Below are 12,118 nucleotides of genomic sequence, written 5' to 3' on the forward strand. Positions count from 1 at the left end.
CATTCGTATGTCACTTGAACAACAGCAACTTATCGAGCAAAACTTTATCCAAGCCTTTAACAGAGAGTCTTTTAGAAATAGTTTAAGTTCGGAAGATTATGAAAAATTAGTAGCCGAACTTAAAGATTTGGAATTCGCAAAAGGCGAAACCGTTTTCGAGGATGGAGAAGCTCCACAAGGCGTCTATTTTATTAAAGAAGGAACTGCAAAGCTTTCAAAATCTGGAGTTTACGGAAAGGATCAAATCCTCCGATTCTGTAAAGAAGGCGATCTTATCGGTTATAGATCACTCTTGTGTGGGGAAAACTTCCAAGCTAAAGCAGAAGCCATGACGCCTTTGAAAGTCACTTTTTTGCCAGCCGATTTTTTCATTCACTTATTAGAAGTTGATGCGAAGTTATCTTATGCAATGTTGCAAAAAATAGCTTTCGAACTAGGAGAGTCATCCAATACAGTCACTTTTTTGGCTCAAAAAACTGTCCGTGAAAGATTAGCCGAAATTCTTATTTTACTAGAACAAAAATTAGGAACAGATCCAGAAGGTTTTATTAATATTTCGCTGACCCGTGAAGAGATTGCAAATCTTATCGGGACTGCTACAGAAAGCGCTATCCGTTTGATTTCTGAATTTAAACAAGATGAACTTATTCTGGTGGAAGGTAGAAATATAAAAATCATCAACCACGAAAGACTTATCAAGTTAGGTCACGTTGTGATATAGAAGTAATATAACAATAATGATTTCATTGCTTATCATTATTAAATAATAATTTATCAATCAAGAAAATGTCTGTACATTCTGAAATAAAAAAAGTAACCACCGAGAGCCTTCGCAAAATGAAATTTGACAAGGATAAAATCTCGATGATTACAGCTTACGATTTTACAACGGCTAAAATGGTAGACGCAGGTGGAGTGGATGCTATTTTGGTTGGAGATTCTGCAGCCAATGTTATGGCGGGTTTTGAGACGACACTTCCTATTACATTAGATCAAATGATTTATCACACACAATGTGTCGTTCGAGGAGTGGATAGGGCTTTAGTAGTTGCGGATTTACCCTTTGGAACTTACCAAAGTAATCCCGAAAAAGCGTTGGAATCTGCGGTAAGAATGATGAAAGAAGGAGGAGCCCACGCCGTGAAAATTGAAGGAGGAAAGGAAATTGAAGATTCCCTTAAGAAAATTGTAAATGCTGGAATTCCTGTAATGGCGCACTTGGGCTTAACACCGCAATCTATCTATCAGTTCGGGACTTATAAAGTTCGTGCTAAAGAAGATGCTGAGGCTGAAAAATTAATTGCTGACGCCAAATTGGTGGAAGAATTAGGCTGTTTTGCATTGGTTTTAGAGAAAATTCCTGCAGATTTGGCTAAAAAAGTTACAGAAGCTATTTCTATCCCGACAATTGGGATTGGCGCAGGTGTTAATTGCGATGGACAAGTTTTGGTATATCACGATATGGTAGGTATGAACAAAGGCTTTTCGCCAAAGTTCTTAAGAAGATATTTGGATTTGTATACCGAAATTACAGGCGCAGTTTCGCAATATGTGAAGGATGTAAAGTCTGCCGATTTTCCAAATGAATCAGAAAGTTATTAAACTTTCCAGATATTAAAATATAATAGGGAATTGTATAGAATTCCGATTTTTAAAGCATATTTTAAAAATGATAGTTTTTTAATGACTATCATTTTTTTTAATGTAGCGTGTAGTTTTTAGCAAATATAAAAATATATGAAAAATTTAATGGCCATACAGGCAGGTGTATCTTTTGCCGCTTTAGCTTGTTTATTAGTTGGTTGGATTCAGCCATTTTCACCAGAGATTAATAATTTTATTTACAATAAGTTATTTTACATTTTAGTAGGTGCAAGTTTCGCGTTGCAAGCACCAACTTTAGCAAATCAAAAATTCAAAATCCCAATGTATATTGCTGCGGGACTTTGTGTTGTCGGAGCATTTTTACCTGCCGAAACGCGACTTTCAGGGATTAAAACGATTGGTCTTATTTCAGGAGTTGTTATGTCTTTGTTTGGCAGAAATCGTAATGTTCAACAATAATGGCAGAACAAAAATTTTCTTCTGAACAAATTGTTTTTGAAGACAATCATATTATCGTTATTAACAAAAAAGCGGGTCAGCTTGTTCAGGGCGATAAAACCGGCGATGAATCGTTACTCGAATTAATCAAGAATTTCATCAAAAAAAGAGACGAAAAACCCGGAAATGTTTTCCTAGGTTTGGTTCATCGTATTGATAGACCTACTTCTGGTTTGGTGATTTATGCGAAAACTTCAAAAGCACTTTCTCGTTTGACGCAAATGGTGAAAAACCGCGAGATTAAAAAAACCTATTGGGCTTTGGTGGCAAAGGAGATGATTCCCAATTCTCAAAGATTGGTTCATTATTTAAAGAAAAACGAGAAAAATAACAAAGCCATTGTTTTTCCTAAAGCTACAGAAGGAGCTAAAGAAGCAATTTTGACGTACAATATTATTAAAGTTCTGGACAATTACCAACTTTTAGAAATTGATTTGGAGACAGGGCGTCATCATCAAATTAGAGCTCAACTTTCAAAAATTGGAATTCCGATTAAAGGCGATTTAAAATACGGTGCGCCAAGATCCAATCCCGATGGAGGAATATCGCTTCATGCTAGAAAACTAAATTTTATACATCCCGTAACGAAAGAAGAGATTGAAATTGTAGCGCCACTTCCCAAAAATGACAAAGTTTGGCAAGCCTGCGAAACATTATAAACAAAAGGCATTCAAAAATTTTCTGAATGCCTTTCTTGTTAATATAAATGTAATTTGAGTCGTTATTTTGTGTTCATTAATCCGCCATTGTCATCTTTTGGAATGTCGTTTTTCAGCATATTCGGGTCTTCTTTGGCTAATTTATTCTTGGTCGGAATTTTATAATTAATAGAGAATCCAAACTGGCGACTATCCCAACGGTTGTTAAGGTAGATTGGCGATGGCGTGTTCACGGTTTTGAAATTCATTCTACTGCTGTTGAAAATGTCATTTGCAAATAGACTTAGCGTAATTCTGTCTTTATTAAATTTCTTACTAAAATTCAAATCAACACGATTCATAATAGGTTGAGTCGCTTGGAAGAAATAATAATTTCCTTTGGTGGAATAGCTAAATGTAGGTGAGAATTTTATTTGATATGGTAAAATAAACTGCCCTGTTACATTAAAAAACCACATGCCTTTTTTGTCTGCAATTTCTTTAATATCCTGGAACTGATATCCTGCGTACAGATACAAAAAGTTAATTTTATCAGGATTAAAATTAAACTTCATAATTTCGCTAAAAGGCTTACTGAAAATCATTAAAGGAACAGGTAAACCAACATTGAAACTATGCTGTGTTAAACTATTAATGTTAACATTGGTCTGCGAAATATTGTAACCGTCGCGTTCCACATACATCATCACCTGATTGTCCACTTTGCTCACGTTATAACTTATAAAAGCATAATCGAAAGCACTTAATTTAGCTTCAAAATTGTCATAAATGGTTGGCTGAACATTTGGGTTTCCGGAAATGTCAACATTCGGATTTTGGAAAGTTGTGTTATTGGGGTTCAGCTGACCTGTAGATGGCAAACTTATTTTTCGGTTGTAGTTTAAATTGAAATATAAAGATCTTGCAAAATCATATTGAATACTCGCATTTGGAAATAATTCAAATTTTTTGAAAGCCGTTAAATCGTCCCAAGTGTTTTGAGCTACATTCAGAGATTGACCCGAAATATCATAATCTTCAGCTCTCAGACCTGCAATAAAACTGAATTTTTTCAATTTAGCATTCAATTCTGCATAAGTTGAAGTGGTCTGTCTTTGGTACTCTAAATTTTGGATTCCCATAAAGTCAGTTGTAAAATTCACTTTTTCATATAAACCACCAAAACTAAATTTCCCTTCATCAAGAAGTTTAATCGGTTGCGAATAATCTACACGAAGATTATAAAAGTCTTGATTGGAAGCATTGTTAAAGTCGGTATTTGTTTGGATTGAACCCAAAGGGAAGTTGACAAAATTATCGCCTTTTTGATCAAATTTTGATTGGAAGTTAGAGTAATTCATTTTGATGTCTAACTTTTGATTTTTGTCATCAAAACGTTTTTGGTAAGTAGCTGTAATTTCGTTTCTGTCGCTTTTGGTTTTGCCTTTTCCAAGATTTAAATAATCTGCAACAACAAAATTGCCAGAACCAATTGGTGTTTCAAATTGCGCAGTTCCGTCCGAATTGTTGTAAGTATCGTTGTTTGAGGTGTTATAATCGTAGTTCAGTAATAATCTGTCTTTTCCAATATCAAAAGTCATGGCACCTTTTGCGAAATATCCTCTCGAATATTTATCTGCAAAACCTTTTGATAAATCATCCATTTCGTTGCTGCTAAAGGCTTCTGCATAAGTTTGACCAGCACTAAACTGCCACCCAAACCATTTATTTCGTGAGTTTAAAACGATACTATTGTTAAAACGATTTCTAAATTTATCATAATCAGAAAAACGATAACCTCCAGAATAGGTTGCTGTAAGATAATTTTTTGCTGATTTAGAAGTTATGATATTTAAAATAGTACCTCCAGAAGTGGCAGGAAATTCTGCGCCAGGTTGTGTTATGACTTCAATTCTATCTATTGCCGAAGCGGGCATTCCTTCCAAAAAAGCAGTAAGATCGTTGGTGGAAATATTCATCGGTCTGCCGTCCATATAGACTTGAAGGGGTTTTCCTTGATACATCATTCCAGCAATATCCGTAACCACCATACCTGGAAGTTTTTTAATTCCTTCCAATGAAGAACCGGAATTAAGATTGGCTTGTTCCGAGAAATCAAAAATCGTTCTGTCTGCTTTTTGTTCAACGGCTTTTTTAGTTTTTGTAATTGTTACCGCTTCTATTTGTTTTTCTTTAGAAGTTTCTGTTTTTGTTTGCTGTGCAAATCCTATTTGAAAACTCAAAACCAAACTTGCTGCGAAAATAATTTTTTTGTTCATAAATTCTAATCTAAATAATAAGACTATTTTTTTGCAAGTTTGTTACAATTGTATAAAAAAGGATGAAAAATCTATCAAAAAAACCGCTCCAAAGGAAGCGGTTTTAATATTTAAAGCAAAGGAAGTTTAGTTTTCTTGTTGCTTAATTAAGTTAAGAGCGGAACCTGCTTTAAACCAATCGATTTGTTGCTCGTTGTAAGTGTGGTTTGCAATAACGGTGTCTTTTGTTCCGTCGTTATGAACAAATTCTAAAGTCAATTGTTTTCCTGGAGCAAATTGATCAAGGTCTAAGAAATTCACCACATCGTCTTCACGGATTTTGTCGTAATCCGACTTGTCAGCGAAAGTTAAGCCAAGCATTCCTTGTTTTTTCAAATTCGTTTCGTGGATACGTGCAAAAGATTTTACCAAAACGGCTTTCACACCTAAATGTCTTGGCTCCATGGCAGCGTGTTCTCTTGAAGAACCCTCACCGTAATTTTCGTCACCAACAACAATTGAAGGAACTTTAGCCGCTTTGTAAGCTCTTGCTACTTTTGGAACTTCGTCGTATTGACCCGTCAATTCATTTTTCACTTTGTTGGTTTCCATGTTGTAAGCGTTCACCGCTCCAATCAACATATTGTTTGAAATATTATCCAAGTGACCTCTGTATTTCAACCATGGACCCGCCATAGAAATGTGGTCGGTTGTACATTTTCCGAAGGCTTTAATTAAAACTTTAGCTCCGGTAATATTTTTACCGTCCCAAGCTGGAAATTCTTCCAATAATTGAAGTCTGTCCGAAGTTGGACTTACCACCACCTGAACGCTAGAACCATCTGCGGAAGGCGCTTGGTAACCATTATCGTCCACCGCGAAACCTTTAGCTGGAAGTTCAGAACCTTTTGGCTCGTTTAGTTTTACTTGCTCGCCAGCTTCGTTGGTTAAAGTATCGGTAATTGGATTGAAATCTAAACGTCCCGAAATTGCTACCGCAGCTACCATTTCTGGAGAAGCTACGAAAGCATGGGTATTTGGATTTCCGTCGGCTCTTTTTGCGAAGTTTCTATTGAAAGAATGGATAATAGAGTTTTTCTCACCTTTGTCAGCGCCTTCTCTGTCCCATTGTCCAATACAAGGTCCACAAGCGTTGGTGAAAATTCTAGCGTTTTCAAATTTTCTGAAAGAATCTAAGAAACCATCTCTTTCCGCTGTGAATTTCACTTGCTCAGAACCTGGGTTGATTCCTAATATGGCTTTTGGTTTTACGCCTTTAGCCACCGCATCTTCAACGATGGAAGCAGCTCTAGATAAATCTTCGTACGAAGAATTGGTACAAGAACCAATTAATGCCCATTCTACTTCTAAAGGCCATCCGTTTGCTTCCGCTTTTGCTCTGAATTCAGCCACAGGCGTTGCTAAATCTGGAGTGAAAGGTCCATTTAAATGTGGAGAAAGCGTAGAAAGATCAATTTCAATCACTTGATCGAAATATTGCTCTGGATTGGCGTACACTTCAGCATCACCTGTTAAATGTTCAGCGATTTTATCGGCGGCATCCACAATATCTTGTCTTCCCGTTGCAGAAAGGTATCTTCTCATGGAATCATCATACCCGAAAGTGGAAGTGGTCGCACCAATTTCCGCCCCCATATTACAAATTGTTCCTTTTCCTGTTGCAGAAAGAGATTGTGCACCTTCTCCGAAATATTCTACGATGCAACCCGTTCCACCTTTTACGGTAAGAATTCCGGCAACTTTTAGGATAACGTCTTTAGCGGAAGTCCATCCCGACATTTTTCCTGTTAATTTTACCCCAATCAATTTTGGCATTTTTAGTTCCCAAGCCATTCCAGCCATTACGTCAACGGCATCGGCACCACCAACACCAATCGCCACCATTCCTAAACCACCTGCGTTTACGGTGTGAGAGTCGGTACCGATCATCATTCCGCCTGGGAAAGCGTAATTTTCTAAAACCACTTGGTGAATAATTCCTGCACCTGGTTTCCAGAAACCGATTCCGTATTTATCACAAACCGAACTCAAAAAGTTGAAAACCTCAGAGTTTTTGTTAATTCCTTCTTGCAAGTCTTGCTCTGCACCCACTCTCGCCTGAATCAAGTGATCCGCATGCGCTGTTGAAGGAACGGCAACTTTGGTTTTTCCAGCTTGCATAAACTGTAACAATGCCATCTGCGCGGTTGCATCCTGCATTGCCACTCTGTCTGGAGCGAAGTCTACATAAGAATTCCCTCTTTCGTAAGCTTGTGTCGCGTTACCTTCCCAAAGGTGCGTGTAAAGAATTTTTTCTGAAAGTGTCAAGGGTTTTCCCACAATTTCTCTCGCTTTTGCGATTCTTTCAGGGTAACGGTCGTACACTTTTTTGATCATATCAAGGTCAAAAATCATATCTTAATTTTTTAATATTAATAGTATTTAAAAAAGGCTATACAATTTACAAATTATTTTCGATCAGAGAATTACTTATTTTTTTCTTTAGAATTAAAATAAATAAGAAGATAGGTTCTTTAACGAATTCAGCCTTGCTATTTGGATGGAAATTTCGTGCCTTTAGCGTGTTAACAAATTAGAAAGTTTGTATTTCGATGATGGGAATTTTGGATAAAGTTTTTATTAAAATGAAATTAAGCGCAAAGCAAAACTAAGTTTTAAGGATTTGTTTCTGTTTCAAGGAAAATAAAGCCACTTCGTTCAATATAGAAATACAAATTCGTTTTACATTTAAAAGTATAACGTCTTCGTTTATCTTAAAAACGAAAGCAAAAAAATATTTAGTCTTTGTTTGACTCTGTGCTTAATTTTAATAAATATTCTCGATTTTTAATTTTGTCCGAAATAATAAAAATCTATCCCAATTTGGATAGATTTTTATTATTTAAATCAAACAATTTCTATTTTTCATCCGCAGATGGACCGTAAATTCCGGGAAGTGGAATGTCTAACATACGTAGATAAACGCTTAATTGTCCACGGTGATGAATTAAATGATTGGTAACGATAAATCGGTAAGCGCCTGATTTTGGAGCTTCAGCAATAATATGATCGCCTGCTTTTAAAGTCCAATTTTTAAAATATTCTTCATCAGATAATGAATTAATCACCTCTAAACTTTTAGTTTTGATGTCTTCTAAAGCTTTCACCAATTCATCAACTGTTTGTAAAGTAGATGGTGTGTAATCTGTATGAAAATCGAAAGTATCTTTGGTGAAAACGTAAGAAACCCAACCGTGCAATTCGACAACGTGATTGGCTAATTCGCCCAAAGTCATGGATTTTTCGTGAGGTTTGTAGCTGAAATTATTTTCTGGTAATACTTTTAAGAATCGTAAAGTATTTTCGGTTTCTCTTTCGATTTCTATTGCTAATGCTTTTTGAATGCTCATTTTATAAATTTTTAATTTTTTAAATATACATATTATTCATGTATTCAAAACAAAAAAGGCTATCCGAAAATGGACAGCCTTTTGTTATAATGTTCTCGAATTTCTTAGTGACAAGAAATAGGAGTGAACTTCGTTAAATTGATTCCTTCAACAGCATCTTGGTACTCTTCAATGTTCGGAATTCTACCTAAAATAGCAGAAAGAACAACCACAGGAGTAGAAGCCAATAAAGATTCCCCTTTTTTGTCGGCTTTATCTTCTACCACACGACCTTGGAAAAGACGCGTAGAAGTAGCCATCACGGTGTCGCCTTTTTCTGCTTTTTCTTGGTTACCCATACAAAGGTTGCAACCAGGACGCTCTAGGTACATGATGTTTTCGTATTCTGTACGAGCAGCACCTTTTGGAGCGTCGTCATTAAATTCGAAACCTGAATATTTTTGCAACATTTCCCAATCGCCTTCCGCTTTTAATTCGTCGATGATGTTGTAAGTAGGGGCAGCAACCACTAGCGGAGCTTTGAATTCTACTTTTCCGTTTGCTTTTTCTACGTTTTTCAACATTTGAGAAACGATTTTTAAGTCGTCTTTATGAACCATACAAGATCCTACGAAACCTAAATCTACTTTTTTGTCACCGCCATAATAAGTAAGGTCTCTAATGGTATCGTGCGTGTATCGTTTAGAAACATCAGCATTATTTACGTCTGGATCGGCAATCATTGGTTCGTTGATGATATCTAAATCTACAACAACTTCAGCATAATATTTAGCATTTGCATCAGGTTGAAGAGCTGGTTTAGCACCAGATTTAATTTCTTCGATACGAGCATTTGCTTTATCAATTAATCCTTGAAGAACTGCATTGTGATTATCCATTCCTTTATTAATCATGATTTGGATACGCGATTTCGCAATTTCCAATGATTGAATTAAAGTATCGTCTTGAGAAATACAGATAGAAGCTTTCGCTTTCATTTCTGCAGTCCAGTCGGTGAATGTAAAGGCTTGGTCCGCCAATAAAGTTCCGATATGAACCTCGATAATTCTACCTTGGAAAACGTTTTCCCCATCAAATTGCTTCAGCATTTGAGCTTGCGTAGCGTGAACCACATCACGGAAATCCATATAAGGTTTCATTTCACCTTTGAAAGTTACTTTCACAGATTCAGGAATTGGCATTGAAGCTTCACCAGTTGCCAAAGCCAAAGCTACCGTTCCAGAGTCAGCTCCGAAAGCAACGCCTTTAGACATTCTTGTATGCGAGTCGCCACCGATGATGATTGCCCATTCGTCGATGGTAATATCGTTCAATACTTTGTGAATAACGTCCGTCATTGAATGATAAACACCTTTCGGGTCTCTTGCAGTAATTACCCCGAAGTCGTTCATAAATTTCATCAATTTAGGAATGTTCGTTTGCGCTTTTTTGTCCCAAACTGAAGCCGTGTGACATCCAGATTGGTAAGCCCCGTCAACGATTGGAGAGATAACGGTTGCAGCCATTGCTTCCAATTCTTGGGAAGTCATCAAACCTGTTGTATCCTGAGATCCAACGATATTTACTTTTACTCGAACGTCTGAACCAGCGTGTAAAGTTTTTCCTGGAGTTACGCCAACTGCATTATTGTTGAAGATTTTTTCAACCGCTGTTAAACCAACACCATCGTTTGTAACTTCTTTAGCAGGAGCAAAAACTACAGGCGCTTCAATTCCTAAAGTTTGAGCCGCAAAAGTTTGGATTTTTTTACCAAAAACGATAGCGTAAGAACCGCCCGCTTTGATAAATTCTAATTTCTGAGGCGTGAAAGATTTAGAAATATCTTTTAATTCTACGTCTCCGTTGTATAATTTCTTTGATTTTGTATTAATCGTTAAAACAGTTCCTGTAGCAACAGAATAAGCTTGTTCAAGAACCACATCGCCATTTTCGTTACGAACTACATTTCCGTTATCGTCTGTTTTCTTTACCCAGTTTTGAAGATCGATTCCGATACCTCCAGTTACATCCACCGTAGTTAAGAAAATTGGAGAAATACCGTTTGTACCTGCAACAATTGGTGCAATATTCACGAAAGGAACGTAAGGCGACGCTTGTTTCCCTGTCCAAAGTGCTACGTTGTTGACCCCCGACATACGAGAAGAACCAACACCCATTGTACCTTTTTCAGCGATTAACATCACAGAAGCATCAGGATGTTGAGCTTGTAAAGCTTTAATTTCAGCTTGAGCTTCAGGCGTAATCATACACTGACCGTGCAATTCTCTGTCTGAACGAGAGTGCGCTTGGTTACCCGGAGATAATAAATCCGTAGAAATATCACCTTCCGCGGCGATGTAGGTTACCACTTTAATTTCTTCTGCAACTTCAGGAAGTTTTGTGAAGAATTCTGCTTTAGCGTAACTTTCTAAAATATCTTTAGCAATCGCGTTTCCTGCTTTGTAAGCATCAGCTAAACGAGCTGTATCAGCATCATACAAGAAAACTTGAGTTTTCAAAACATCAGCGGCTTGTTTTGCAATCGCTTCGTCATTTCCTAAAGCCAAATCCAAAAGAACGGCGATAGATGGACCACCTTTCATGTGAGATAATAACTCAAATGCGAAAGTTGGCGTGATTTCAGCAACTGTAGCTTCACCTAAAATAATTTCTTTTAAAAATTTTGCTTTTACACCAGCGGCAGGAGTAGTTCCTGGAAGGGTGTTGTAGATGAAAAACTGTACAGAATCTTCTCTGTTTGGATTGTTAGCATCCTTAATTTGAGCGATGATTTCGCTCGTTAATTCAGCGCCGTCAATTGGTTTTGGGTGTAAACCTTGACCTTTTCTTTCTTCAATTTCTTGGATATAATCTGTATAAATACTCATAATACTAGAAGTCTTTTTCCTCTGATTTTCTCGAAACCAAAAGTTACATTTCTACTTAGATTTTAGTTAAAAATAAATTTGCGCAAAAATACGAAATTTATATTTTTTATGGACTATATTCGTGTAGTTTTAAAATAAGATCATATTTGTATATTTCTATAGTGTTGTTAATGTTTTGATAGTCATTGGCTTGGGGTTTTTTTGTGTTAAAAATTGTTGTGTATTTCTTGGCGAATGTTCGCTGATTTAGAGTCGTAAATGATGAAACTAAAATCGTTTTTTTTGTTTTTACTATTCTCTGTTATTTTGGCTTATTATTTTATAGATCCAAAAGTATCATCATGGACGTTGATGTGTCCTTTCAAGAGTGTCACCAGTTATGATTGTCCTGGTTGTGGGAGTCAGCGGGCTTTTCATGAAGTTTTACATGGAAATCTAGACAAAGCATTTATTCTTAATCCTTTATTTGTCATTGCAATTCCGTTTTTTGTGCAGTTTTTAGTATTCCAAATTGGAGATTTGAAAATGAAATATTTAAAATGCTATCAAATAATTTTTGGGTTTAAAAGTATCTTAGTTTATTTAGTAATATTGATTTTATTCTTTATTGTCAGGAATACTAGCTTTTATCATGAGGCGTTTTCTAGATTGTAATTTAGAATCCCGATGAAATTTTAATTTTCATTGAAAAATTACCAAGAATTTAATTTTATTTTTTATAAGTTTGCAAAACGGAAAAAGGGGTGCCCAAAAGGCTGAGATTATACCCTAAGAACCTGGGCAGGTAATGCTGCCAAGGGAACTAAGCGAACAGCTTGGCTGTTTTGTGCATCCTTTTATTC

Annotated in this window: 9 protein-coding genes and 1 riboswitch; of the genes, 5 read left to right on the forward strand and 4 right to left on the reverse strand. The window is 36.3% G+C overall.

Going from position 1 to position 12,118, the window contains the following annotated elements:
• The first annotated feature begins 7 nt into the window (after nt 1–7).
• The 4 genes from G6R40_RS11715 to G6R40_RS11730 all read left to right on the forward strand — a co-directional run bounded on the left by G6R40_RS11715 (nt 8) and on the right by G6R40_RS11730 (nt 2,762).
• Complete coding sequence (locus G6R40_RS11715) at nt 8–721, forward strand: Crp/Fnr family transcriptional regulator (protein ID WP_165135687.1); 714 nt, start codon at nt 8–10, stop codon at nt 719–721.
• Between the two features lie 65 nt (nt 722–786).
• Nucleotides 787–1,602: a 3-methyl-2-oxobutanoate hydroxymethyltransferase gene (gene panB, locus G6R40_RS11720; RefSeq protein ID WP_165135690.1), complete on the forward strand. Its 816-nt coding sequence runs from the start codon at nt 787–789 to the stop codon at nt 1,600–1,602.
• 135 nt (nt 1,603–1,737) lie between these two features.
• Nucleotides 1,738–2,064 carry a hypothetical protein gene (locus G6R40_RS11725; protein WP_165135693.1) on the forward strand — a complete coding sequence of 109 codons (327 nt, stop codon included), beginning with the start codon at nt 1,738–1,740 and terminating at the stop codon, nt 2,062–2,064.
• Nucleotides 2,064–2,762: an RluA family pseudouridine synthase gene (locus G6R40_RS11730; RefSeq protein WP_165135696.1), complete on the forward strand. Its 699-nt coding sequence runs from the start codon at nt 2,064–2,066 to the stop codon at nt 2,760–2,762. Before G6R40_RS11725 ends, G6R40_RS11730 begins: the two co-directional genes overlap by 1 nt.
• A gap of 62 nt (nt 2,763–2,824) precedes the next feature.
• On the opposite strand, the gene G6R40_RS11735 is transcribed toward G6R40_RS11730, so the two are convergent.
• The 4 genes from G6R40_RS11735 to G6R40_RS11750 form a co-directional block, all read right to left on the reverse strand.
• A complete protein-coding gene (locus G6R40_RS11735; RefSeq protein ID WP_165135699.1) occupies nt 2,825–5,020 on the reverse strand; it encodes a TonB-dependent receptor domain-containing protein in 2,196 nt (731 codons plus the stop codon).
• 126 nt (nt 5,021–5,146) lie between these two features.
• Nucleotides 5,147–7,414, reverse strand: a complete 2,268-nt coding sequence (locus G6R40_RS11740; protein WP_165135702.1) for an aconitate hydratase — start codon at nt 7,412–7,414, stop codon at nt 5,147–5,149.
• Between the two features lie 503 nt (nt 7,415–7,917).
• A complete protein-coding gene (locus tag G6R40_RS11745; RefSeq protein WP_165135705.1) occupies nt 7,918–8,409 on the reverse strand; it encodes a DinB family protein in 492 nt (163 codons plus the stop codon).
• Between the two features lie 104 nt (nt 8,410–8,513).
• The gene (locus tag G6R40_RS11750; protein WP_165135708.1) at nt 8,514–11,276 is read right to left on the reverse strand and encodes a bifunctional aconitate hydratase 2/2-methylisocitrate dehydratase; all 2,763 of its coding nucleotides are present in this window, start codon (nt 11,274–11,276) and stop codon (nt 8,514–8,516) included.
• A 351-nt stretch (nt 11,277–11,627) separates the two neighbouring features.
• Here G6R40_RS11750 and G6R40_RS15385 point away from each other — a divergent pair, with 351 nt between their 5' ends.
• Nucleotides 11,628–11,930: a DUF2752 domain-containing protein gene (locus tag G6R40_RS15385; protein ID WP_410497365.1), complete on the forward strand. Its 303-nt coding sequence runs from the start codon at nt 11,628–11,630 to the stop codon at nt 11,928–11,930.
• Between the two features lie 75 nt (nt 11,931–12,005).
• A riboswitch (TPP riboswitch) is annotated at nt 12,006–12,094 on the forward strand.
• Nucleotides 12,095–12,118: the final 24 nt, after the last annotated feature.

Source organism: Chryseobacterium sp. POL2 (assembly GCF_011058315.1).
GTDB lineage: Bacteria > Bacteroidota > Bacteroidia > Flavobacteriales > Weeksellaceae > Soonwooa.

What these genes read in the sequence shown, in the direction of transcription:
- G6R40_RS11715 (WP_165135687.1), top strand. Translation starts at nt 8, where the DNA reads ATGTCACTTGAACAACAGCAACTTATCGAGCAAAACTTTATCCAAGCC.
- G6R40_RS11730 (WP_165135696.1), top strand. Translation starts at nt 2,064, where the DNA reads ATGGCAGAACAAAAATTTTCTTCTGAACAAATTGTTTTTGAAGACAAT.
- panB (WP_165135690.1), top strand. Translation starts at nt 787, where the DNA reads ATGTCTGTACATTCTGAAATAAAAAAAGTAACCACCGAGAGCCTTCGC.
- G6R40_RS11725 (WP_165135693.1), top strand. Translation starts at nt 1,738, where the DNA reads ATGAAAAATTTAATGGCCATACAGGCAGGTGTATCTTTTGCCGCTTTA.
- G6R40_RS11750 (WP_165135708.1), bottom strand. Translation starts at nt 11,276, where the DNA reads ATGAGTATTTATACAGATTATATCCAAGAAATTGAAGAAAGAAAAGGT.
- G6R40_RS15385 (WP_410497365.1), top strand. Translation starts at nt 11,628, where the DNA reads ATGTGTCCTTTCAAGAGTGTCACCAGTTATGATTGTCCTGGTTGTGGG.
- G6R40_RS11740 (WP_165135702.1), bottom strand. Translation starts at nt 7,414, where the DNA reads ATGATTTTTGACCTTGATATGATCAAAAAAGTGTACGACCGTTACCCT.
- G6R40_RS11745 (WP_165135705.1), bottom strand. Translation starts at nt 8,409, where the DNA reads ATGAGCATTCAAAAAGCATTAGCAATAGAAATCGAAAGAGAAACCGAA.
- G6R40_RS11735 (WP_165135699.1), bottom strand. Translation starts at nt 5,020, where the DNA reads ATGAACAAAAAAATTATTTTCGCAGCAAGTTTGGTTTTGAGTTTTCAA.